Source organism: Agrobacterium sp. (genome assembly GCF_059499945.1).
Genome location: NZ_JCABZP010000010.1, coordinates 174443 through 195670 on the forward strand (window position 1 = coordinate 174443; position 21228 = coordinate 195670).

Consider the following 21228-nt stretch of genomic DNA (forward strand, 5'->3'; position numbering starts at 1 on the left):
GGAGCGGCTGCGCAGACCCAGAGGGTAGCAGTCGCAGGGACAAGCAAATGAAAACCACCAAGATCATCACCTGCGGCCTTTTCGTCGCCTCGGTTTCGACTGCACAGGCTTTTGCCCATGCCACATTCGTTGAGGGTTCGGCCGAACAGGACAGCACCGTCATTGCCGCCCTTCAGGTGCCGCATGGCTGTGACGGCGGGCTCGCCACCACCGAAGTACAGATCAAGCTGCCGGAAGGCTTCATTTCCGCCAAGCCGCAGCCCAAGGCCGGTTGGGAGCTGGAGATCATCAAGGGCGACTACCAGAAGGCCTATAAGAACCACGGCAAGGAGATCAAAAGCGGCCCGATCGAAATCCGCTGGAAGGGCGGCAACCTGCCGGACGAGTTTTACGATACCTTCGCGGTACAGGGTAAGATTTCCGGTATCGAAGCGGGGCAGGACCTGCCTTTCAAGGTAACACAGCTTTGCGGTGACAAGGGCAAGGTATCCTGGGATGAGGTAGCGGCGGCCGGCGTCGATCCCCATTCCCTGAAAAGCCCGGCGCCGACCATCAAGGTTGCGGCCAAGGCGCATGCGGGCGGCCACGATCATGCCGGCATGAGCATGGATATGGATGTCGTGAAGGGCGGCAGTCTCGAAGTGTCTGGCGGCACGACCAAGGCCATGTTGCCGGGCCAGCCCGTGGGCGGCGGCTATGTGTCGATCAAGAATACCGGCGATAGCGACGACAAGCTGGTCGGCGTTGAATCCTCGGCTGCCGGTCGTGCCGAAATCCATGAGATGGCCATGGTCAACGACGTCATGAAAATGCGCAAGCTGGATGACGGCATCGTCATTCCCGCAGGGCAGACAGTGGAGCTGAAGCCCGGCGGCCTGCACATGATGTTCTTTGACGTAAAGAAGCCCTTTGCCGAAGGCGACAAGGTGCCGGTGACGCTGATCTTCGAAAAGGCCGGCAAGGTCGAGATCGTGCTCTCCACTGGCGCAGCCAAGGGCGGCAGCGACCACAAGCATAATTGACCAATGAAAAGCGGCTACCGGAACGCGTGACAGGTCCGGTAGCCGCAAGATTTTTCATATATTGTATTTGTTCTTCAGCGCCATGATGAAAAAAGGGAGAGGGCATCTGCCATCGCGATTTTCCGAATTCGGTCGAAAATATCTAGAAAATCAAGCTGACACCAAGCTGAACGCGAATGTCCGTTCGACGTGGTCAAGAGACCGAGAAACCAAATTAAGATACCTATATATCGGTATGATCTAACACGTCATTTCTTGGTTTTTGTGTGGTGCTGTTTTCCTCATAGGCCTCAACGGCCTGCTCCAGTGTCGCCTGCGGCTCGTGGCGCTGGCTGGCAACGGTCAGGAAATAGAGCGTCAGGGCGGGTGGCTTGATCACCGTCATCATGCCGCGCAGCTGGAAGTCATCCCCACCTTCGGCCTTGCGCGCCAATTCGTGAATGGCCTCTTCCACTTCGCTTTTGCGCGGAACGCGCTGCGATGGCTTCACGGCTTCCAGCGCATAGGCTGCCGTATTCGCGGAAACAGAAAGAACCTGTGTCATCCAACCCCCGGCAATTGTCGCCGACCCTTAAAAAAACGAGATTAGCAGCCGCATCTTGTTGGAAGGCTAAATCGCGACGCTGCAATTTAATCGTATTTTAGTGGACGAAGACGCCTGCCAAAGGGCTTTCGTCCGCTGTGCCCTTGGTCTAGAAATGCGTCGGACTTCACAGGTCCGGCAATTTCCGGAGATACCATTCCCATGATCAATATCGCTCTTGTCGCGACAGGCGGCGCCATCGGTTCCGTGTTTCGTTATCTGGTCGGCGTCTGGAGCGTGCGGCTGGCCGGGCCCAATTTCCCCTGGGGAACGCTTGCGGTTAATGTGGTCGGGTCTTTCCTCATCGGTCTGCTGGTCGAGCTTGTGGCGCGGCGGCTGAACGCCTCGATGGAAATGCGCCTGTTTCTCGTCACCGGCGTGCTCGGCGGGTTCACGACATTTTCGTCCTTCTCGCTCGATGCGGTGGCGCTTTTCGAACGCGGTGCGCTCGGCCTTTCGGCCGTTTACGTCCTTGCAAGTCTTGTGGTTTCCATTGCTGCGGTTTTCGCCGGGCTGGCCTTGGGCCGCAACTTGTTCTAAAGGCTTGATCCAAACGGCGCGCCGAACAACGGGCGCGCGATCAAGACAGAGAGACTGGAAATTTCATGGCAGGTATCGAGCATATCAAGGTAGGGGCCGACGAGGCCGGTATGCGCCTCGATCGCTGGTTCAAGATTCACTATCCGGGACTTGGTTTCGGGCAATTGCAGAAGCTGTTGCGATCCGGACAGGTGCGCGTGGATGGCGGCCGGGTGAAGACGGATGCGCGGGTGCAGCCGGGACAGATGGTGCGCGTGCCGCCGGTCGATTCCGATCTCAAGGTCAAAAGCGGACCGATCGGATCAAGGGATCTCAAACATTCGGAAGACGCGGAACTTCTGGCGCGCATGCTCTTGCATGAAGACGACAAGGTTTTCGTTTTCAACAAGCCGGCCGGCATTGCCGTTCAGGGCGGTTCCGGCGTCAACCGCCATATCGACGGGCTTCTGGAAGCCTGGACCAGCCCTAAGGGCGAAAAGCCGCGTCTGGTGCACCGCCTCGACCGCGATACCTCCGGCGTGCTGGTGGTTGCCCGCACCCGCGGTGCTGCGCAGAAGCTGACGGCCGCCTTCCGCGAGCGCGACACCAAGAAGACCTATTGGGCGCTGGTCAAAGGCGTTCCGCGCAAGCACCAGGACAAGATTTCTACCTGGCTGGTCAAGGAACAGACCATGGATGGCGACCGCATGCGTATCGCCAAGCATGGCGAGGAGGGGGCCGATCACGCCGTTTCCTATTACCGTGTCATCGATACCGCCGCGCAGAACCTCGCCTGGCTGGAGATGGAACCCTATACCGGCCGCACCCATCAGCTCCGCGTTCACGCGCTGCATATGGGCCACCCGATCATCGGTGATCCCAAATATTATATCGACGATCCGAACTGGGATTTCCCAGGCGGCATCCAGAAGCGCCTGCATCTGCATGCGCGCCATATCGACATTCCGCATCCGAATGGGGGCCGGCTTCGGGTCAGCGCACCTTTGCCGCCGCATATGGTGCAGACCTGGAACCTGCTCGGCCTCGACGTGGCCGATGGCGACAGGGAAGACTGAAAGCTATGAAGCTCGTTCTTTTCGATTGCGACGGCACATTGGTGGACAGCGCCGGCCTGATCCATGCGGTCATGGTCGAAACCTTTGCCGATTTTGGCAAGCCGCGGCCTGATATCTCACAGACCAAGGCAATCATCGGGCTGACGCTGGATATCGCCATCGCCCGCATGCTCGGCAAGGCGCATGTGGATGAGGAGGCGCAGGCGATGACGCAGCGTTACAGGGAAGTTTATCATCCCCTGCGCGAGCGTCCCGAAATGACGACGCCGCTCTTCGACGGTATCGCGCCGCTGATCGACACACTGTCGAAACGGGACGACGTGCTGATCGGCGCGGTGACCGGCAAGGGAAGGCGCGGGCTCACCCATATTCTCGAAACCCACGGCTTTGCCGAGCACTTCATCGTTTCGCGCACGGCGGATGATTGCCCGTCAAAGCCGCATCCGGCCATGGTCATGGAGTGTTGCCACGAAACCGGCATGGTTCCGGCCGATACTATCGTGATCGGCGATGCGGTCTATGACATGCAGATGGCCAAGGCTGCGGGCGCAAAAGCGATCGGCGTCGCCTGGGGTTATGCTTCCGTCGATGAACTCTGGACGGCGGGCGCAGATGCGGTAGTCAGCCATCCGCGTGAAATTCCGGCCTATGTTCCTGCCGATAATCTCTAACCTTTCTATCCGACTGATGAGGACGTGCCATGCGTGATCTCCTGAACGACCTTTCGGAGGGCCTGAGCCACCCCGACCCGATCCTGCGCGCGCAAATCCAGATGCAGAAACCTTTGCCGAAGCGGTTCTACAAGGATGTCACCGTCGGAGAGGTGGAGGAGGGTGGCTTTGCCATCCTTCTCGATGGCAAGCCGCTGCGCACGCCCGCCAAGAAGCCGCTGACCGTCCCGTCGCACGCGCTGGCTGAACTGCTTCGCGATGAGTGGGATGCCCAGAAGGAGGTGGTGAACCCGGTGGTCATGCCGGTATCGCGCCATGTGAATACCGCCATCGATGGCGTCGCCAACGACACCCAGGCGGTTTTCGAGGATATCCTCCGGTTTTCTTCTTCCGATCTTCTTTGTTACCGCGCCGGTGACCCGGAAGCGCTGGTTGCGCGACAGACGGACCATTGGGATCCCGTGCTGGACTGGGCGGCCAATGTGCTCGGCGCGCGCTTCATTCTCGTTGAAGGCGTAATGCATCAAGACCAGCCACGCGAAGCCATCGCGGCTTTCGCGGTAACGCTGAAGAAATATGACACACCGATCGCACTTGCCGCTCTTCACACCATGACGTCGCTGACCGGCTCCGCCATTCTGGCGCTTGCGCTGGCGGAAGGGCAGCTGACGCAGGAGGAAGCATGGGCGCTTGCCCATCTCGATGAGGACTGGACCGCCGAGCAATGGGGGGAGGACGAGGAGGCGCTGGAGCGCCGCGCCGTGAGGCTTGTCGACATGCGCGCGGCACTCAATGTTCTGGAGTCCCTGAAGAGCGCTTCTTAACGCTTTTCTAACCCTGATGGCCGAATATGCGGTTACCTCACGTAAGGGGAGCCGCTGATCATGATCACCACGCTGAAACGCCTTGGCATTCTTGTGCTGGCGTGTTTCACGCTCATGTCTTTCAGGCTGGAACCGCAAGCGACCAATACCGACCGGCTGCTTTACGATGTGCGCGGCGCATTCGTCGCCGCCCGCCCGGATGTCGCTCCGGCGCTGATGCAGTCCATTCATGCGCAGGTGCAGAATGCGATCAAGACCACGGCGCGTGGAGAGACCCGCCCGCGCGTGGTGCTGACCATCCGTCTCGCATCCGTTACGCGCGGCCCCTTCCTGTTCGGAGAAAGGGCGTCGGCCAAGGTCATCGTCCGCGCCGCCGCCGTGGCGACGGGAGAAGTGATCGCCGAAGCCAAATTCACCGCCACTGTCGTCAGCTTCGACAATCAGTCTATCGAGCAGGAACTCGCCTATGGCGTTGCAGAACGGGTGATCCGCGAATTCAGGCTCAGCCGATCCGGCCCGACGACGCTTGCGACGGCGCTCTTCCCGTAACGTCCGCGGAAGCGGTGGCACAATCACGATGCGTCGTTTCTCAATGTCGCGCCACCATTGGTTCCGCGTCGCACTCACATACATTGCGTATATTTATTTGACATACGCAGTGTATGTTCCTATCTCGCATACGCAACGTATGTAAACTGGACGCTGACGCTATAGAGCGCGGCATCGTCACTCAGCTGAAAGAGAGATGGAAATGAGTAAACGCGAAGCAATTTTTCCCGCCCACAGGCACGCGCTTTACGAAGAGCATGGCTACTCTGCTGCCATCAAATCCGGTGATCTGCTATTCGTTTCCGGCCAGGTCGGCAGCCGTGCCGATGGAACGCCTGAACCTGATTTTGAACGGCAGGTCCGGCTGGCCTTCGAAAATCTCAAGGCAACGCTCGAGGCGGCGGGCTGCACTTTCGACGACATTGTGGATATCACGACGTTCCACACGGATCCGGAAAACCAGTTTGGAACGATCATGACCGTCAAGCAGGAGATTTTCAGCCAAAAGCCTTACCCGAACTGGACCGCTGTCGGCGTCAACTGGCTCGCGGGCTTCGATTTCGAGATCAAGGTCATTGCCCGTATCCCTTAATAGCGGGTCAAACCTGAAACGGCGGCGCTCACAGGGCGCCGCCGGCTTGCTTCTCCACCCTTATCCAAGCCGCTCGGCATGCCATTTCAGATGGTCATCCATGAAGGTGGAAATGAAGTAGTAGGAGTGGTCGTAGCGGTCATGCATGCGCAACGTCAGGCTGATATCCGTGCCCTTGATCGCCTCTTCGAAGAGCCAGGGACGCAGGCCTTTTTCAAGGAAACTATCAGCCTTGCCCTGGTCGATCAGGAACTCGGGAAAACGCGCGCCATCCTCGACCAGCGCACAGGCGTCGTATTGACGCCATGCGGCCTTGTCCGCACCGAGATATTTTTCCAGCGCCGGTTCTGACCAGTCGGCTGACGAGGGAGCCACGATCGGTGCAAAGGCAGAGCAGCTTTTGAAACGGCTGGGATTCTTGAGCGCCATGGTCATCGCGCCATGGCCGCCCATCGAATGGCCGAAAATACTCTGGCGGCTCATATCCGCACGGAAATGCTGGCCGATGAGGGCGGGTAGTTCTTCCGTGACATAGCTGTACATCTGGTAATGCTCGGACCAGGGTTCCTGCGTGGCATCGAGATAAAATCCGGCGCCCTTGCCCATCTGCCAGTTGGTCAGTTCGTCCGGCACGTCATTGCCGCGCGGGCTGGTGTCCGGGCAGACGATGATGAGCCCGAGTTCGGCGGCCATGCGGCGATATTCGCCTTTTTCCATGACGTTGGCATGGGTGCAGGTGAGGCCGGAAAGATACCACAGAACGGGGCAGGGCTCATGGATCGCCTTCGGCGGCACGTAAACCGCAAAGGTCATCTCACATTTCAGGGTTTCCGATACGTGCGAAAATACGCCCTGCATGCCGCCAAAGGCCGTATTTTGCGAAATGATGTTCATGAAGACATTCCTTGTGAAAAAATCCGGCTCAGCCCGCAAGCGAGACCGCGGCATTGACCGCCGCCGCCACCAGAACCGTGTTGAAGAAGAAAGAAACGATGGAATGCAGCAGCGTGACCTTCCGCATGGCGGTCGTGGTTATTCCCACATCCGATGTCTGCGCCGTCATGCCGATCACCACGGCGAAGTAGAGAAAGTCGTAACCGCAGGGTTCCTTGGTCGCCGGAAAATCCATGCCGCCGCGATGCTGCCGCTTGCCGTCCACCGTGGCAGGCCGCCAGTAAAGATGAGCGTAGTGCAGGGCTGTCATGGTGTGGATGGTCAGCCAGCCCAAGATCACCGAGGCAAAGGCGATGAGCAGCGTCCAGACCGTCTCGCCTGTGTGGTTGAGCGCCTGGAACAGTGATACCACAGCGACAGCGACGGCTAGCAGCGTGACGGCGATGATGGCGACTGCAGGCAGATCGTCACTATCGGCATGGGCCTTCAGATGCTGCGCCGTCAGGCCCGACAGGCGAAAGCCAATCAAAGTGAGATAGGTCAGGAAGAACAGAACGGCCGCGATCTCGATCGCCAGCGGTGGCGCCAGAACCAGAGCCAGCCCAAGGCCTATGGCGCCGACGAGAAAAGCAATGACGAAAGGTTGATGGCGGCGATAGCTGCTGCTTTTCATATTGGCCGTGGTCATGGGCGGCATCTTTCTGTTGGCACCGTCACTTTTTGACACGGCGGCAGAAACGGTCAAGCGTCTCCAGAAAGGCGGAGCGGTCGCGCGGTGAAAAAGCCGCGTTATATCCCTTGCTTTCACCGGTTTCACGCAGATGTGCACCAAGGTCGCGCATTGCCGTCGCCATCCCGATATTCGACTGGTCAAAAACGCGACCCGTCGGCCCGGTGACCAACGCACCCTTGGCGACACAGCGTCCAGCGAGCGGCACATCGGCGGTGATGACGATATCGTTTTCGCCGGCATGATCGGCGATCCAGTCGTCCGCAGCGTCGAAACCGGTGGAAACAATGACGTTTTTCACCATGGGATCTCGCGACGGGCGCAGACCGGAATTGGCGACAAAGGTCACTTCCAGCCCATGCCGTTCCGCCACCTTGAGAATCTCCGGCTTCACGGGGCATGCATCGGCATCGACATAGATTTGCGGGTTTTGCGGCATGGACACTCTTTTCGGATATTTCCTGCCACGCTTCTAAGCGCAAATGCCGCGATTACCAAGCCCACGACAGCTGAAATACGGGATGGATGGTGGGCGCAGGTGGTACTTGCGACGATCGTAAAAACGGCATATGTTCCCTTTATGTTCTTGTTTTCGAGGGATACCATGCTGGAAGAGTTCATCGTGCAGGCCAAGTCTGCCACGTATGTTGGCGGCGGTAACAAATCCGCGACGCCCACGCGCAAGGGATCGCACGATCTCGGCTATCAGAACGGCGACTGGCACTATATCGACAGCTATTTCGGGGGAACCGATTTCATCGGTCAGGAGGTCGTCTGGCATCAGGGGACGGCCCTCTGGGCGATGAGTTATTACGGCCGTATCCTCCGGCCCGATATGATCGACGGCGCGACAGCCGGCATGGTCATTCAGCAGTCGCTTTCCACCCTCTATCGGGAGGGCCGCTTTCTCGGCGGCTTCACCCACCCGGTGGAAAATCTGGTCTATGTCGATACGAATGCGGGTGAATTCCGGTCCTTCACCGGCGTCGAGCGCATTTACCGCGGACATGTCGAGACATACCGGCTTGACTATCATGGCGGGATCATAAAGCCATAGAGCGCAAGAAATGCCATGGACAGGAACTACAATGGCAAATGGCGACGCTCAATTTTTCAAGGCGACACTCTATTTCGACAGCAAACCCGCGATCTCGGATATGACCCTGATAGAAGCGTGGGGCGAGGAGGGATATGAATGCGAGCGGGTGGGCGAAAAAGGCGTTTTTGACGGACTGCGCGGTGCAACCAGGGTTTTTGTCGGTACTCCCGAGCCGGTCGTGGCGACGCCGGTTGCGCCGGCCCAATATCCGGCAGTTGCGAGGGCGAGGGTCGACTGGTCAAAGACCTTTTGTATCGATGCAAAAGCGGCATATGACGATTTCACCCGTGCGACACACCAATGCGAGTTCAGATTTCTCATCCTGGCGGATGAGGATGATCCAGAAATCGCACATAACGAGATCGCCTCGACCCTGCTCGGCATCCACCAGCTCGCCCCCATGCGGGCGGTTGCGTTGCATTATCTGGACATGATCGTCGGCCGCGCCAATCTCGATGACTATCTGAACTATGCAAACAGCCATCTGGATCAGCCGCAGCAAATGGCGACGATGCTGGCCTTCGGAGCCTTTGTGACGGAGGAGGGGGAAAAGATCAGGGCCTGGACAACGGGTCTGGAGCATTTAGGCCAGACAAATCTGCTTTTCGACAGCTCGTCGGGAGATGCGACGGAAGCGCTTCTTACGATATTCGGCCTCGGGCATCTCGTCGTCAACGGACGACGCTTCGCCGCCGGTGAAGCCATAACATCGTTCGATCTTCTTGCGCGTTTCACCCCCGCCGAACTCGATGACCGGCCAATGCTGCTCGTCGCGAAGCAGGAAGCCGGCTAGGGCGCGCCGTCATACCCAGGAACGGATGGGGCGATGCGTTTTCACCGCCCCATCACAGGTTTCAAAATCAGCCGGGCTGCTTTGTCTTGCGCAGATAGGGAAGAACCGTGTCGTAGGAGCCGAAACGAGCAATCGCATCTTCGTTGGAAACGGCTGCGGTGATGATGACATCCTCGCCCTGCTTCCAGTTGGCAGGTGTCGCCACCTGGTGTTTGGAGGTGAGCTGAATGGAATCGATGGCGCGGAGAATTTCCTCGAAATTGCGGCCTGTGGTCATCGGGTAGGTGAGGACCAGCTTGATCTTCTTGTCGGGACCGATGACAAAGACGGAGCGCACGGTGGCGTTATCGGCAGGCGTGCGGCCTTCGGAACTGTCGCCGGCGCCGGCCGGCAGCATGTCGTAGAGCTTCGCGACCTTCAGGTCCTTGTCGCCGATCAGCGGATAATCGACGTTGAAACCGGTCGCGGTGCGAATGTCGTTCTTCCATTTTTCATGGCTTTCAACCGGATCGACCGAAATGCCGATGATCTTCACGCCGCGTTTTTCGAATTCCGGCTGCAGGCCGCCCATCGCGCCAAGTTCCGTCGTGCAGACGGGCGTGAAATTTTTCGGATGCGAAAACAGGACCGCCCAACCGTCGCCGATCCAGTCGTGAAAGCTCACCGGACCATGGGTGGTCTCGGCGGTGAAGTCTGGTGCTATATCGTTGATACGCAGGCTCATCTGATGCTTTCTCCCTGATGATTTGAAGTGAAAATCTGATGGTTTTCGACAATTCGTGTCCGGCGCTGGAGCTTAGAGTTTTTGCATGAAATGGCCAGCCTTTTCATCTGGCCTCAGTGGCGTTTGCTTCAGCCCCACAGAGATTTGATGACCCTGATTTCCATCGTTTGTCGCAGTTGCGTGATTTCCACCCGGTTGATTGTTTCAGGAGGACAGGATTACTCGAAAGGCGATCCCGGCGTTGTTTTCGCTCATCCCAGCGCATATTGTGACGCCACGTCAGGCGACGGCATTCCGGGGCGTTTCCGCACAGGGAGTGATGGAGAACAGCAATGACAATCACCATTACCGCCTTTGAACACTCGCCCGATGGCGGCAAGGGTCTCGCCCGCGATATGCGCGTCCGCTGGGCGTTCGAAGAAGTGGGCCAGCCCTATGATGTCCGCCTTCTTTCCTTCAAGGCGATGCGGGAGCCGGCGCACCTTGCGCTTCAACCCTTCGGGCAGATCCCGACCTATGAGGAGGGTGAACTCGTCCTGTTTGAATCCGGGGCGATCGTGCTGCATATAGCCGAACGTCATGCCGGCCTGTTGCCAGAGGATGCGGATGCGCGGGCGCGTGCGATCATGTGGATGTTCGCCGCACTCAGCACGATGGAGCCGCCCATCGTCGAGCATTTTGTCGCCGGCTTTCTCGAAAGGGACAAGAGCTGGCACAGCGAGCGCCTGCAGATCGTCCATGACCGTATTCGCAAGCGGCTTGGCGAACTGTCCCACCGCCTCGGTGACGCCGACTGGCTCGACGGCGGATTCAGCGCCGGCGATCTGCTGATGGTGTCCGTGCTGCAAAGGATAAAAAGCTCAGGCATCCTCGACGAATATGAGAACCTCTCGGCCTACGTCGCCCGGGGCGAAGCGCGCCCCGCCTATAAACGCGCATTTGCCGACCAATTGGCGATTTTCAAGGCTGCGTCGAACGGCTGAGCGACGGTCGGAAAGACTGCCGCTGCGGTCTAACCCAGTCTCAGCGCGAGGGTCTGACCTAACAGACCCTCGCGACACCTTTAGAAACCCACCGTCACGGGTTTCAAGAATAGCTCCCGATCGAAACCATCGCAGCACTCGATCACAATGCGGGTGCCGTTCTTGAGACGTCGCCGCAGAAGGTCGGATGGTGCCCGTATGGTGCCGCCATCGTGAAGCTTCTGCAGCATCGACCGTGAAAGCCCCAGTTCGGACGCCAGCAGACGATCAAGGCGTATGCCGGTCTGGAGCGGAACCGTGAGATCAATCTCGGCCTTGGTCCAGTCGGGAGGTTCGTCCTTGATCTTTTTCTCGATATCGAACTCGGGAAACTCGTCGATGCGTTGCGATTTGCGTCTCAGGGCTTCGAGGTTGAATGTTTCCGCTCTTATCCATTGCGGATCGTTCGACTGCAGCGCTTCCATAACGGAAGGGCTGATGTCGCGGACGTTCTGCCGCTCGAAAATCGGCCGGTTCCAGCTTTTGTCGCAGATCAGGCATTTATAGATGAGCCAGGCATCCAGTTTGCGGCCGTTGGCATTAAGCCGGATCTTGCCGCTGGCTTGAAACGCCCTCAGGTCGCCACATCCGCTGCATGCAAGCCAGGGCTGGGGCGCCGTTCGTGGTGTAATGGTCCATTGGACCCGAAGTACATTGCACATATTGTCTTGGTCTTCCATTTGGAAGTCCACCAAGATGGTGCAGGAGAAAACCCTGACGGGAACGGCGTGGCGATGTTTCGGGTGGGTGAAGAGCTGAGACAGCAAAGCTGCGCAGGGCACATTTTAACAATGCCAGACCGGTCTCTTGCCACCACCCGATGAACGTGATCATACGCCGACAGCCTGTGGCCATCCGCAGTACGGGTGAAACTGGATTGAGACCGGTATTTACTTAGGCAAAGTCTACCTCGATGCGCCAATGCTCTTCGGCGGTAACGATAACAAATGATCGGTCAGAAATGGAAGCATGCGGCGCGCTCAGCGGCCGAAAGCCACTGCGATGTGACTTTTGCGCAACTTCGGGTAGCCTGCCCATTCCGCGGTCAAAACGATGTCACCAGATGGGCTGCGACTCTATTTCCGGGAGGACACAGTTTTGCGCCTGTTATTCGCGGCTGCCGGAGACGGAAGCATACGCCGGAGGGTTGAATCTTTGCGGATGAAATGGTGCCATAGCGCTGCCGTCACATGTAGAAATACGATGGCTACGGCGAGATAGGCGAGGGTGGCATGAACCTCTGTCCAGAACGCCTCCGCCTGATCGGAAATCGCCAGAGGCAACCCCGGCACGACCACGAGATCGAAGACGTAACTTGGGATTTGCAGGGGAGCCGTCAAAGCGACGGCCCAGCCGGCGAGGGGAACGGCAAGGGTAAGGAACAGCAATGCGACATGAGCGGCCCGCGCCGCGAACCTTGAAACCGGGCCTTCGCCATCGACAGGCTGCGGCTTCCGGCTGAAAGCCGACCATTCCAGAAGACGGCGGACCTGGCGCTCGCTCAGATCAAGCACATGCGACGCCGACACCATAGTCATCCGACCGGCAATCACCTTCGACAAAGTCTCGATCCGCTGCAGATCACGCTCGGTCATCGTAATCAATCCCATCTGCAATCTCCCAGACGTCAATCAGACCAGGGGAGTGTGACATTCCAACTTTGCAGAAACAGGACATTCTAACTTTGCGGCTACACACAATAATCGCATAACATATATTATGGAACTTATTTGGTGGTGTGGCTTTGGATTTGTGCGGTTGTTGCTCGCTACAGATGCCACTGCGCGATCGATGTGATCATATCTGAAAAGCACGAAACACCACCAGCGCCAACCGATCAGATCGATTTTAGCGAGACTCGTTTTTCAAGCTCCTCTGCCTGCTCTTTGCGTTCACTGTAGCGATCTGTCAGATAGCTGGAAGCGTCACGTGTCAGTAGCGTGAATTTCACCAGTTCCTCGCAGACATCCACGACCCGGTCATAATAGGATGATGGCTTCATCCGGCCTTCAGCATCGAATTCCTGATAGGCCCTTGCCACCGAGGACTGGTTTGGGATGGTGATCATCCGCATCCATCTGCCGAGAATTCGCATCTGGTTCACCGCGTTGAAGGACTGGCTTCCGCCGGAAACCTCCATGACGGCGAGCGTCTTGCCCTGTGTTGGCCGGACCGATCCGACCGCGAGAGGAATCCAGTCGATCTGCGACTTCATGATGCCGGTCATCGCGCCGTGGCGTTCGGGACTTACCCAGACCTGTCCCTCCGACCATTGGGAGAGTTCACGCAACTCCTTCACCTTCGGGTGGCTGGCCGGCGCTTCATCGGGCAAAGGCAGGCCTTTCGGATCGAATATCCGAACCTCACAACCGAGCCGTTCGAGCAGCCGCCCGGCTTCGAATGCAAGCAGACGGCTATACGAAACCTCGCGCAGCGAGCCGTAAAGGATCAGGATGCGCGGCTTGTGGGTCGAAAACGCCGGACGCAGTGCATCCGGGTCAATGCTGTGCAGGTGTTGCGCCTGCAACGCGGGAAATGTCTCAGGCAATGCGCTTTCCTTCATTGTCGAGGACCTGCTCACCATCCTCCTTGAAGAACGGTCCGTTGAAAGTCTTGGGCAGAATATCCAGCACGACTTCCGACGGACGGGCGAGCCTGGTGCCGAGCGGTGTCACCACGAAAGGGCGATTGATGAGGATCGGTGTTTCTATCATCGCATCAAGCAGCTGATCGTCGGTCAGATCAGGATTGTCGAGACCGAGTTCGGTATAGGGTGTCCCCTTCTCGCGCATGGCTTCGCGCACCGTCAGGCCCGCATCCGCTATCATTTTTGCGAGCCGTTCGCGCGTCGGCGGTTCCCGCAGATATTCGACCACGGTCGGCTCGATCCCTGCCGCGCGGATCAGCGCCAGCGTGTTGCGAGACGTTCCGCAGGACGGATTGTGAAAAATCGTGGCATCCATGGTCATTGCCTTTCAGTCATTATCGTTCGGGAAACGGCGGGGGCAGCCTCATACCAATCCTTCGAGCGGTTCACGATCCAGACGACCGAAAGCATGACCGGGACTTCGATGAGAACACCGACAACGGTTGCGAGTGCCGCGCCTGATTGAAAGCCGAACAGGCTGATGGCGGCCGCGACGGCCAGCTCGAAGAAATTGCTGGCGCCGATGAGGGCCGAAGGCCCGGCGACGCAATGGCGCTCACCCGTCATCCGGTTCAGGAGGTAGGCAAGCCCCGAATTCAGATAGACCTGGATGAGGATCGGGATGGCAAGCAGACCGATGACGGCTGGCTGGGCGATGATTTGCTCGCCCTGGAAGGCGAAGAGAAGAACCAGCGTCGTAAGCAAAGCCACCAGCGAAAACGGCTGCAGCCTTGCAAGAACGCGATCCAGCATTCGTGACGTTCCGTCAGTCATGAGCCACCGCCTGATCAGCTGCGCGAGGATGACGGGAACGACAATATAGAGCGCGACAGAGAGAACGAGCGTATCCCAGGGCACGGTGATGGCCGAAAGGCCTAGCAGCAGCCCGACAATGGGAGCAAAGGCCACGACCATGATCGCATCGTTGAGCGCGACCTGCGACAATGTAAACAGCGGTTCACCCCGTGTCAGGTTGCTCCAGACGAAGACCATGGCGGTGCATGGAGCAGCGGCAAGGATGATCAGCCCGGCAATATAGGAGTCGATCTCACCAGCCGGAAGATAAGGACGGAATAGCCAGCCGATGAAAAACCAGCCGAGCAGCGCCATCGAGAACGGCTTGACGGCCCAGTTGATGAACAACGTCACGCCAATGCCGCGCCAGAATGTGCCGACCTGCGAGAGGGAGCGGAAATCGATTCTGAGCAGCATCGGGATGATCATCAGCCAGATCAGGACCGCAACCGGGATATTCACCCTGGCGATCTCGGCAGCAGCGATGAGCTGAAAGACGCCGGGCATCCAATGGCCGAGCGCGACACCGACAACGATGCACAGGAACACCCAGACGGTCAGATAACGTTCGAAGACGGACATCAGGCCGATTTTCCTTCACGATTGGTGGTTCCTTCCAAAGCGCCGATCTGCCGGAGCCTGGTTTCCAGCGCCATTCGATCGATCGATTGCAGGGGCAGGCTGACGAAAGCCGCGATCCTGTTCTTGAGGAAACGGGCAGCCTGCGCAAAGGCGCGTTGAACCTCGGCCTCAGAGCCGACCACGGCGGCGGGGTCCTCTATACCCCAATGGGCCGTCATCGGATGACCGATCCAGACGGGACAGGCTTCACCTGCGGCGCTGTCGCAGACCGTGAAGATGAAATCCATCTGGGGAGCATCGGGCCCGGCAAAAACATCCCAGCTTTTCGAGGTGAAACCAGCAGCAGGATAACCCAGCACCGCCAGTTCCTTCAGGGCGTGAGGGTTCACCTCCCCCTTCGGCTGGCTGCCGGCCGAATAGGCGTTGAACCTCCCCTCACCTTCCCTCGCGAGAATGGATTCGGCAAGAATGGAACGAGCGGAATTGCCCGTGCACAGAAAGAGCACGTTATAAATCTTGTCGGTCATGGTTTCGGTCCGTGGTTAGATCGGTGGTCTTACAGGCCCGGCGATGGTGTCGCCTCCGGGCTGCAGCAGGGTGTCAGTTCGGCAATCAGCGGTGCACAAAGTTCGGTCGAACCACCGCAGCAATCCTTCAGCAGAAACAGGGTCAACAGGCGCAACCCGTCTAGATCGGCGCGATAGATGATAGACCGGCTTTGCCGCTCGCTCTTGACCAGACCCGCCCGCGAAAGCGTGGCGAGATGCGCCGACATCGTGTTCTGGGGAACATCGATAAGGCGCGCAAGTTCACCGGCGGGAACGCCGTCCGGCTCGTGCCGCACGAGTATCCGGAATGTCTCCAGACGGGTGGATTGAGCCAAAGCGCCAAGCGCTGTTATTGCGGTTAAATTATCCATATATCCAGAATAACGGATACAAAAGGATTGTCAAGAAAACAAACGAGACAGCAGAAATGAATGCAAAAATTAATATTATCAATAATTTAAATAAATTTCCTAATGTATATTATAATTCACCGGATGCCTCGCGACGCCTAAGATCCAGCTCTTCGCTATAACGTCTCAATGTATGGCTTTCCGTGAGCAGGCCCACCGGCCGATTTTCGATCTTGTCATTGACGACCACCAGCGCCTCGCTCTCCGCCGCATCGAAGGCCGCCGCCGCCTGACGGGCATTCATGGTCGGCAGCAGCACGTCGTTCTTGTAGTGCAGATAGGTTTCGAGGCTGATCTTGCTGGGGTCGCGATCCATCGGGTCGGCATAGATTTCCGGGACAAGGACGACGCCAGCATAACGCCCGTCATCATGGGTCATGATTACCCGTTGCGTTGAACCGAGCGGGAACTTCTCCCTGAAGGCCGGAAGCCCCATGCTGACATTGGCCTTGCGGATATCGGCGCGCATCATCTTGCCGACCGTCAGGTCGCGGATCCAGCCGATATCGTGGGCGCTGCGAATGCTCTCGCCACGCAGGTGAAAACGCCAGGTGGCGAAAGAGTAACCGAACGTGGTGCGTACCACGAGCGAGGTGGTGATGACGGCGGCAAGCACCAGAGCCGTGATCTGGAAGTCACCGGTCAGTTCCAGCGCCAGAAACGTCATGGTCAGCGGGCCACCGATGATGGCGGCGGCAAAGGCGCTCATGCCGATCACGGCATAAACGATGGGTGCTGTCGAACCATAACCGATATAGGGGGCACAAAGCGCGAAAATCTTGCCGAGCAGCGATCCCATGAACAGCGAGGCGAAAAACAGGCCGCCGCGGAAATTCGAACCGATGGAAATGGCGCTGGCCGCCGCCTTCAGCAGGAACAGTCCGGCCAGCCCGTATATCGTCAGTTCTGCGTCGATATTGAGATGCAGCGCGCCGTGGCCGCTCGACAGCACCTGCGGTGAAATCAGCGCAAGCCCACCCACCGCCACGCCGCCAATTGCAGGGCGTAGCCAGCCGGGAATGGCGCTTTTGCGGGCCGTCTCCTCGATGAAGGACACCGCCTGCATCAGCGTGATGCCGATGGCCGCGCACACGACGCCGAGAAAGATGGCAGGCACATAATCCGCCGGCGTCACGCGGCTGGCATCGACAATATCGATGGAGAGGCCATGGCCGCCGATAACACCGATAACGGTCGTCGCCACCAGCGCCGAAACGATGAGCGGCGCAAGCGTTACGACGGTATAAGTGCCTATGATGAGTTCAATGGCGTAGAACGCCCCGGTCAGAGGCGCATTGAACGCTGCTGCAATCGCCCCTGCGGCGCCGCAGCCGACGAGGATGCGCATGTCCCCTCGCCTCAGTTTCAGCTTGATGCCGATCTTCGAGGCAACGCCGCTGGCGATCTGGGTGTAACCGGCCTCGAGCCCGACGGAGGCGCCGAAACCGTTGGAGACGATATTCTGCACGCAGACAATGATACTGTCCGTCAGCGACAGGCGACCGCCATGCAGCGCATTCGCCTCGATCGGGTCGACCATGGGTTTCTTGCGGGTCTTCGATAGAATGAAGATGATCAGGCCAAGCACGATGCCGCCGATTATCGGGCCAGCGAGGACGATCCGCCCGGAAAGATCGCTGCTACTCAGCCGCTCGACGCCGAAGACCAGCACATGCAGCGCCGTGCTAAGAGCGCCGATCAGCGCCACCAGGAGACCCGCGGCGATGCCGATGAAAACGGCGAGGCTCACCAGCCCCAGTTCGCCGCGGCGGAACATGGCCCGCAACCGGCTGGCGCGCAGATTGTCGAAGAAGCTCGCCATACTGGGTGCACGGAAAGGCTTGGTCGACATGCTGTTCCTTTTCAGGCGGCGTCAGGCTGCTTCGATCTCGATCTCGAAACGCATCTGATCATAAGCCGGTTCAACATTATCAGGCGTTTCACGCATCACCGTGTCATAATCGAGCGGAATATGCATGTGGGTCAAGATCGCCCGTCTGGGTGCGAATTTCTCGATCCAGCCGAGCGCCTGCTCCAGCGAAAGATGGCTGGGGTGGTAACGGTGCTGCAGCGCGTCGATGACGAGGACATCGAGACCCGCAAGCTTCGGCAGGCTCTCGGCCGGAAAATCGCTGACATCGGTACAATAGGCAACGTCACCAATGCGGAATCCCAGCGAATGCACATCACCATGTTGCTGCATATGCACGCCAAAAGGTATCGGCCCGCCTGCCCCGTCGATGATAACAGGCGCGTCGATATCCGCGATGATCCGGGGTTCGACGATGGGCGGATAGCTGCTGCCCGGCGGCGTCTCCAGGCAATAGGCGAAACCGTCCCATATGCGCGCCATGGTGACGGGATCGGCATAGATCGGAATGCGGTTTTGCTGAATGGCGAAATAGATGCGCAGATCGTCGATGCCGTGCAGATGGTCGGCATGGGCGTGGGTGTAAAGCACCGCATCGACCGCCTCCACCTTCGCCGCGATCATCTGCTCACGAAAATCCGGGCCGGTATCGATGACGACAGTTGTCCTGCCGCCATCCGGGCCGATCTGCTCCACCATGAAGGCGGTGCGCGTGCGCCTGTTCCTGGGGTTGTCAGGGTCGCAGGCACCCCAGTCGCCGTTGATGCGCGGCACGCCGGGCGACGACGCGCATCCGAGAACCGTGAAGCGGCGACGGTAGATTGCCACGCCTACACCCTTGTCATCTTCGAAAAGCAGCGGAAGGCGTTTTCGGTGGTGATTTCGGCCATGCGCTCATAGGAAACGCCATGTACCTCGGCCAGAACCTCCGCGGTGTTGACCACGTAGGAAGGTTCGTTGCGTTTGCCGCGCCAGCGCTTCGGCGCAAGATAAGGCGCGTCCGTCTCCACCAGCAGACGGTCCAGCGGCACGGTGGCGGCGATGTCGCGGATATCCTGCGATTTCGGGAAGGTCAGAATGCCGGAGAAGGAAACATAACCGCCGAGTTCGACACCGGTTTTCGCCAGCTCAGGACCAGCGGAGAAGCAGTGCAGAATGAAGGGGAATGCTCCCTTTTCGCTCTCGGCGCGCAAAATAGAGGCCATGTCGTCATCGGCACTGCGGCTGTGAATGACGAGCGGCAGCTTCGTTCTCCTTGCCGCCTCGATATGGCGGATGAGGCCGGTCTTCTGGTCTTCCGGCTTCTGCGTGTCGTAGAAATAATCCAGACCCGCCTCGCCGATCGCCACAATCTTGTCGTGGCTCTCCGCCAGCCGCACCAGATCATCAGCAGAGATATCCAGTTCCTCGGCCGCGCTGTTGGGATGCGTGCCGACCGAGCAGAAGACCGACGGATATTTTTCCGTGATCTTCAAAAGTTCGGGCAGCCGGCGCACCCGGGTCGAGATCGTCACCATCTGGCTGACACCCGAAGCATGGGCGCGGGCGATGATATCGTCGCGCTCAGCCTCGAAATCGGGAAAATCCAGATGGCAATGGGTATCGATCAGCATGGTTGTCGCCTTCACGCTTCCGGCGCGACGTAACGCGGGAAAACCGGCTTCGGCGCTTCGAGCGGCGTGCCCGGAACCAGACGGCCGGCTTCGCCCAATGCAGCGAAATCACGCTTGTCGGCGGGAGCCGCAACGAGATCAAGCAGCTTTTCGCAGGATTCCGGCATGAAGGGCTGCAAGAGAATGCCGATCTGGCGCACCACTTCCGCCGTCACGTAAAGCACGGTTCCCATGCGCTCGGGATCGGTCTTCTTCAGCGCCCAAGGCTCTTGCGACGCGAAATAACGGTCGGTTTCCGAGACGACGGCGATAATGGCCGCAAGCGCGCGGTGGATGAGCTGCTTGCCCATCTCCTCACGGCAAATCGCCAGCAACCCGTCGGCGGAGGCGAGCATCGCTTTGTCTTCATCGGTGAACTCACCGGGTGTCGGTATCTGGCCGTCGCAATTCTTGACGATCATCGACAGCGAACGGCTGGCGAGATTGCCGATGCCATTGGCGAGATCGGCATTGATGCGGGTGGCGATACCCTCTTCGCTATAGCTGCCGTCCTGGCCGAAGGAGACTTCGCGCAGGAAGAAATAACGGACCTGATCGAGACCGAAATGGTTCACCAGATTGGCCGGATCGACGACATTGCCGAGCGACTTCGACATCTTCTCGCCCTTGTTGAGCAGGAAGCCATGGGCATAGACCCGCTTGGGCAGCGGCAACTTGGCGCTCATCAGGAAGGCTGGCCAGTAGACCGCGTGGAAGCGGATGATGTCCTTGCCGATGATATGCACGTCGGCAGGCCAATATTTGGCGCGCGGACCGTTCTTGTCTTCGATGTAACCGGTGGCGGTGATGTAGTTGGTCAGCGCATCGACCCAGACATACATGACGTGCTTCGGGTCGTTCGGAACCTTGATGCCCCAGTCGAAGGTGGTGCGGGAAATCGACAGGTCCTTGAGGCCGGATTTCACGAAGGAGATGATTTCGTTGCGTCGTTCCGACGGACCGATGAATTCAGGGTTTTTCTCGTAAAGCTTCAGCAGCTTGTCCTGATATTCGGAGAGCTTGAAGAAGTAGCTTTCCTCTTCCACCCACTCGACCGGCGTGCCCTGCGGCCCGTAACGAACGCCGTCCGCGCGCACTTCCGTCTCGTCCTCGCCGTAATAGGCCTCGTCGCGCACGGAATACCAGCCGGCATAGCTGTCCTTGTAGATATCGCCGCTATCGGCCATCAGGTTCCAGATATTGCGCGAGGTCTCGTGGTGACGCTCTTCCGTGGTACGGATGAAATCATCGTTCGAGGCGTTGAGCAGCTTGCCCATCTCGCGGAACTGATCGGAATTGCGCTGCGCCAGCTCTTCCGGCGAAATACCTTCCGCCCGCGCTGTCTGCTGCATCTTCTGGCCGTGTTCGTCGGTGCCGGTCAGGAAGAAAACATCCATTCCATCCAGGCGCTGAAAGCGTGCCATGGCGTCCGTCGCAATCAACTCATAGGCATGGCCGATATGCGGCTTGCCGTTAGGATAGGAGATCGCGGTGGTGATGTAGAATGGTGTCTTGTCTGTCATGACGGTCTATCGACTTTACAGGCTGTTTTTTGGATAGACCGCTCTTAAACCATTGTGCGCAGCAGCGAAACAACAACTTCCCCATTTCGGGTATGATTCCTGA

At 58.5% G+C, this 21228-nt stretch carries 26 protein-coding genes and 2 pseudogenes; 11 read left to right on the forward strand and 17 right to left on the reverse strand.

The window, feature by feature from the left end:
- Window positions 1-47 precede the first annotated feature (47 nt).
- The gene (locus AC5I5B_RS07395) at window positions 48-1022 is read left to right on the forward strand and encodes a copper chaperone PCu(A)C domain-containing protein (RefSeq protein ID WP_003502686.1); all 975 of its coding nucleotides are present in this window, start codon (window positions 48-50) and stop codon (window positions 1020-1022) included.
- A 223-nt stretch (window positions 1023-1245) separates the two neighbouring features.
- Here AC5I5B_RS07395 and AC5I5B_RS07400 read toward each other — a convergent pair whose 3' ends face one another.
- Window positions 1246-1566 carry a hypothetical protein gene (locus tag AC5I5B_RS07400; RefSeq protein ID WP_060724170.1) on the reverse strand — a complete coding sequence of 107 codons (321 nt, stop codon included), beginning with the start codon at window positions 1564-1566 and terminating at the stop codon, window positions 1246-1248.
- 201 nt (window positions 1567-1767) lie between these two features.
- Here AC5I5B_RS07400 and crcB point away from each other — a divergent pair, with 201 nt between their 5' ends.
- The 6 genes from crcB (at window position 1768) to AC5I5B_RS07430 (ending at window position 5836) form a co-directional block, all read left to right on the forward strand.
- A complete protein-coding gene (gene crcB / locus AC5I5B_RS07405; RefSeq protein ID WP_003502690.1) occupies window positions 1768-2145 on the forward strand; it encodes a fluoride efflux transporter CrcB in 378 nt (125 codons plus the stop codon).
- Window positions 2146-2210: 65 nt separating this feature from the next.
- Window positions 2211-3200 carry an RluA family pseudouridine synthase gene (locus AC5I5B_RS07410; protein WP_003502691.1) on the forward strand — a complete coding sequence of 330 codons (990 nt, stop codon included), beginning with the start codon at window positions 2211-2213 and terminating at the stop codon, window positions 3198-3200.
- Window positions 3201-3205: 5 nt separating this feature from the next.
- On the forward strand, window positions 3206-3871 hold the full coding sequence (locus tag AC5I5B_RS07415; protein ID WP_111820793.1) for an HAD family hydrolase: 666 nt from the start codon (window positions 3206-3208) through the stop codon (window positions 3869-3871).
- Between the two features lie 29 nt (window positions 3872-3900).
- Window positions 3901-4695, forward strand: coding sequence for an ATP12 family chaperone protein (locus AC5I5B_RS07420; protein WP_111784479.1), 795 nt, complete (start codon window positions 3901-3903; stop codon window positions 4693-4695).
- 60 nt (window positions 4696-4755) lie between these two features.
- Complete coding sequence (locus AC5I5B_RS07425) at window positions 4756-5244, forward strand: hypothetical protein (protein WP_003502694.1); 489 nt, start codon at window positions 4756-4758, stop codon at window positions 5242-5244.
- Between the two features lie 202 nt (window positions 5245-5446).
- On the forward strand, window positions 5447-5836 hold the full coding sequence (locus AC5I5B_RS07430) for a RidA family protein (RefSeq protein WP_003502695.1): 390 nt from the start codon (window positions 5447-5449) through the stop codon (window positions 5834-5836).
- A gap of 60 nt (window positions 5837-5896) precedes the next feature.
- Here the strand turns inward: AC5I5B_RS07430 and fghA are convergent, their stop codons facing one another.
- The 3 genes from fghA to AC5I5B_RS07445 are packed head-to-tail and all read right to left on the reverse strand — an operon-like array spanning window position 5897 to window position 7899.
- On the reverse strand, window positions 5897-6730 hold the full coding sequence (gene fghA, locus AC5I5B_RS07435; protein ID WP_099085427.1) for an S-formylglutathione hydrolase: 834 nt from the start codon (window positions 6728-6730) through the stop codon (window positions 5897-5899).
- 28 nt (window positions 6731-6758) lie between these two features.
- Window positions 6759-7418, reverse strand: a complete 660-nt coding sequence (locus AC5I5B_RS07440; RefSeq protein ID WP_060724173.1) for a DUF1345 domain-containing protein — start codon at window positions 7416-7418, stop codon at window positions 6759-6761.
- A gap of 25 nt (window positions 7419-7443) precedes the next feature.
- Entirely contained in the window at window positions 7444-7899 is a 456-nt protein-coding gene (locus AC5I5B_RS07445; protein ID WP_111834353.1) for a YaiI/YqxD family protein, read from the reverse strand.
- A 165-nt stretch (window positions 7900-8064) separates the two neighbouring features.
- Here AC5I5B_RS07445 and AC5I5B_RS07450 point away from each other — a divergent pair, with 165 nt between their 5' ends.
- Window positions 8065-8517, forward strand: a complete 453-nt coding sequence (locus AC5I5B_RS07450; RefSeq protein ID WP_035212514.1) for a DUF5680 domain-containing protein — start codon at window positions 8065-8067, stop codon at window positions 8515-8517.
- A 31-nt stretch (window positions 8518-8548) separates the two neighbouring features.
- On the forward strand, window positions 8549-9352 hold the full coding sequence (locus AC5I5B_RS07455; RefSeq protein ID WP_111834354.1) for a hypothetical protein: 804 nt from the start codon (window positions 8549-8551) through the stop codon (window positions 9350-9352).
- A 67-nt stretch (window positions 9353-9419) separates the two neighbouring features.
- On the opposite strand, the gene AC5I5B_RS07460 is transcribed toward AC5I5B_RS07455, so the two are convergent.
- Window positions 9420-10076, reverse strand: a complete 657-nt coding sequence (locus tag AC5I5B_RS07460; protein ID WP_035217366.1) for a peroxiredoxin — start codon at window positions 10074-10076, stop codon at window positions 9420-9422.
- A gap of 147 nt (window positions 10077-10223) precedes the next feature.
- Here AC5I5B_RS07460 and AC5I5B_RS07465 point away from each other — a divergent pair, with 147 nt between their 5' ends.
- Window positions 10224-10412 (forward strand): hypothetical protein, encoded by a 189-nt coding sequence (locus AC5I5B_RS07465; protein ID WP_129565088.1) that lies wholly within the window; start codon window positions 10224-10226, stop codon window positions 10410-10412.
- Window positions 10409-11059 carry a glutathione S-transferase family protein gene (locus tag AC5I5B_RS07470; RefSeq protein ID WP_060724176.1) on the forward strand — a complete coding sequence of 217 codons (651 nt, stop codon included), beginning with the start codon at window positions 10409-10411 and terminating at the stop codon, window positions 11057-11059. Before AC5I5B_RS07465 ends, AC5I5B_RS07470 begins: the two co-directional genes overlap by 4 nt.
- 80 nt (window positions 11060-11139) lie before the next feature.
- On the opposite strand, the gene AC5I5B_RS07475 is transcribed toward AC5I5B_RS07470, so the two are convergent.
- The 12 genes and pseudogenes from AC5I5B_RS07475 to metG all read right to left on the reverse strand — a co-directional run bounded on the left by AC5I5B_RS07475 (window position 11140) and on the right by metG (window position 21125).
- Entirely contained in the window at window positions 11140-11760 is a 621-nt protein-coding gene (locus tag AC5I5B_RS07475; protein ID WP_035212419.1) for a DUF1062 domain-containing protein, read from the reverse strand.
- 414 nt (window positions 11761-12174) lie between these two features.
- Window positions 12175-12570 (reverse strand): annotated as a pseudogene (locus AC5I5B_RS07480) (cytochrome b); the annotation flags it as partial.
- Window positions 12571-12708: pseudogene (locus tag AC5I5B_RS07485) on the reverse strand (ISNCY family transposase); the annotation flags it as partial.
- A gap of 227 nt (window positions 12709-12935) precedes the next feature.
- On the reverse strand, window positions 12936-13661 hold the full coding sequence (gene arsH, locus AC5I5B_RS07490) for an arsenical resistance protein ArsH (protein ID WP_162690821.1): 726 nt from the start codon (window positions 13659-13661) through the stop codon (window positions 12936-12938).
- On the reverse strand, window positions 13639-14061 hold the full coding sequence (arsC, locus tag AC5I5B_RS07495; protein ID WP_111817287.1) for an arsenate reductase (glutaredoxin): 423 nt from the start codon (window positions 14059-14061) through the stop codon (window positions 13639-13641). The genes arsH and arsC overlap by 23 nt, the downstream gene beginning before the upstream one ends.
- 2 nt (window positions 14062-14063) lie before the next feature.
- A complete protein-coding gene (arsB, locus tag AC5I5B_RS07500) occupies window positions 14064-15122 on the reverse strand; it encodes an ACR3 family arsenite efflux transporter (RefSeq protein WP_111834356.1) in 1059 nt (352 codons plus the stop codon).
- On the reverse strand, window positions 15122-15649 hold the full coding sequence (locus AC5I5B_RS07505) for an arsenate reductase ArsC (RefSeq protein ID WP_060726204.1): 528 nt from the start codon (window positions 15647-15649) through the stop codon (window positions 15122-15124). The genes arsB and AC5I5B_RS07505 overlap by 1 nt, the downstream gene beginning before the upstream one ends.
- 29 nt (window positions 15650-15678) lie before the next feature.
- The gene (locus tag AC5I5B_RS07510) at window positions 15679-16041 is read right to left on the reverse strand and encodes an ArsR/SmtB family transcription factor (protein ID WP_035212424.1); all 363 of its coding nucleotides are present in this window, start codon (window positions 16039-16041) and stop codon (window positions 15679-15681) included.
- Window positions 16042-16150: 109 nt separating this feature from the next.
- On the reverse strand, window positions 16151-17932 hold the full coding sequence (locus tag AC5I5B_RS07515; protein WP_111834357.1) for a chloride channel protein: 1782 nt from the start codon (window positions 17930-17932) through the stop codon (window positions 16151-16153).
- 21 nt (window positions 17933-17953) lie between these two features.
- Complete coding sequence (locus tag AC5I5B_RS07520) at window positions 17954-18778, reverse strand: MBL fold metallo-hydrolase (RefSeq protein ID WP_060726205.1); 825 nt, start codon at window positions 18776-18778, stop codon at window positions 17954-17956.
- A 2-nt stretch (window positions 18779-18780) separates the two neighbouring features.
- Entirely contained in the window at window positions 18781-19563 is a 783-nt protein-coding gene (locus AC5I5B_RS07525) for a TatD family hydrolase (protein ID WP_099086116.1), read from the reverse strand.
- Window positions 19564-19574: 11 nt separating this feature from the next.
- Entirely contained in the window at window positions 19575-21125 is a 1551-nt protein-coding gene (gene metG, locus AC5I5B_RS07530) for a methionine--tRNA ligase (RefSeq protein ID WP_495752607.1), read from the reverse strand.
- Window positions 21126-21228 lie beyond the last annotated feature (103 nt).

Bases quoted from the DNA above. Each gene is read 5' to 3' on its own strand.
- AC5I5B_RS07450 (WP_035212514.1), top strand. From the start codon at position 8,065: ATGCTGGAAGAGTTCATCGTGCAGGCCAAGTCTGCCACGTATGTTGGC.
- AC5I5B_RS07430 (WP_003502695.1), top strand. From the start codon at position 5,447: ATGAGTAAACGCGAAGCAATTTTTCCCGCCCACAGGCACGCGCTTTAC.
- fghA (WP_099085427.1), bottom strand. From the start codon at position 6,730: ATGAACATCATTTCGCAAAATACGGCCTTTGGCGGCATGCAGGGCGTA.
- AC5I5B_RS07395 (WP_003502686.1), top strand. From the start codon at position 48: ATGAAAACCACCAAGATCATCACCTGCGGCCTTTTCGTCGCCTCGGTT.
- AC5I5B_RS07440 (WP_060724173.1), bottom strand. From the start codon at position 7,418: ATGACCACGGCCAATATGAAAAGCAGCAGCTATCGCCGCCATCAACCT.
- AC5I5B_RS07455 (WP_111834354.1), top strand. From the start codon at position 8,549: ATGGCAAATGGCGACGCTCAATTTTTCAAGGCGACACTCTATTTCGAC.
- AC5I5B_RS07425 (WP_003502694.1), top strand. From the start codon at position 4,756: ATGATCACCACGCTGAAACGCCTTGGCATTCTTGTGCTGGCGTGTTTC.
- metG (WP_495752607.1), bottom strand. From the start codon at position 21,125: ATGACAGACAAGACACCATTCTACATCACCACCGCGATCTCCTATCCT.
- AC5I5B_RS07410 (WP_003502691.1), top strand. From the start codon at position 2,211: ATGGCAGGTATCGAGCATATCAAGGTAGGGGCCGACGAGGCCGGTATG.
- AC5I5B_RS07505 (WP_060726204.1), bottom strand. From the start codon at position 15,649: ATGACCGACAAGATTTATAACGTGCTCTTTCTGTGCACGGGCAATTCC.
- arsH (WP_162690821.1), bottom strand. From the start codon at position 13,661: ATGAAGGAAAGCGCATTGCCTGAGACATTTCCCGCGTTGCAGGCGCAA.
- arsC (WP_111817287.1), bottom strand. From the start codon at position 14,061: ATGGATGCCACGATTTTTCACAATCCGTCCTGCGGAACGTCTCGCAAC.
- AC5I5B_RS07475 (WP_035212419.1), bottom strand. From the start codon at position 11,760: ATGTGCAATGTACTTCGGGTCCAATGGACCATTACACCACGAACGGCG.
- AC5I5B_RS07515 (WP_111834357.1), bottom strand. From the start codon at position 17,932: ATGTCGACCAAGCCTTTCCGTGCACCCAGTATGGCGAGCTTCTTCGAC.
- AC5I5B_RS07460 (WP_035217366.1), bottom strand. From the start codon at position 10,076: ATGAGCCTGCGTATCAACGATATAGCACCAGACTTCACCGCCGAGACC.
- AC5I5B_RS07510 (WP_035212424.1), bottom strand. From the start codon at position 16,041: ATGGATAATTTAACCGCAATAACAGCGCTTGGCGCTTTGGCTCAATCC.
- AC5I5B_RS07470 (WP_060724176.1), top strand. From the start codon at position 10,409: ATGACAATCACCATTACCGCCTTTGAACACTCGCCCGATGGCGGCAAG.
- AC5I5B_RS07525 (WP_099086116.1), bottom strand. From the start codon at position 19,563: ATGCTGATCGATACCCATTGCCATCTGGATTTTCCCGATTTCGAGGCT.
- AC5I5B_RS07415 (WP_111820793.1), top strand. From the start codon at position 3,206: ATGAAGCTCGTTCTTTTCGATTGCGACGGCACATTGGTGGACAGCGCC.
- AC5I5B_RS07420 (WP_111784479.1), top strand. From the start codon at position 3,901: ATGCGTGATCTCCTGAACGACCTTTCGGAGGGCCTGAGCCACCCCGAC.
- crcB (WP_003502690.1), top strand. From the start codon at position 1,768: ATGATCAATATCGCTCTTGTCGCGACAGGCGGCGCCATCGGTTCCGTG.
- AC5I5B_RS07400 (WP_060724170.1), bottom strand. From the start codon at position 1,566: ATGACACAGGTTCTTTCTGTTTCCGCGAATACGGCAGCCTATGCGCTG.
- AC5I5B_RS07445 (WP_111834353.1), bottom strand. From the start codon at position 7,899: ATGCCGCAAAACCCGCAAATCTATGTCGATGCCGATGCATGCCCCGTG.
- AC5I5B_RS07465 (WP_129565088.1), top strand. From the start codon at position 10,224: ATGACCCTGATTTCCATCGTTTGTCGCAGTTGCGTGATTTCCACCCGG.
- arsB (WP_111834356.1), bottom strand. From the start codon at position 15,122: ATGTCCGTCTTCGAACGTTATCTGACCGTCTGGGTGTTCCTGTGCATC.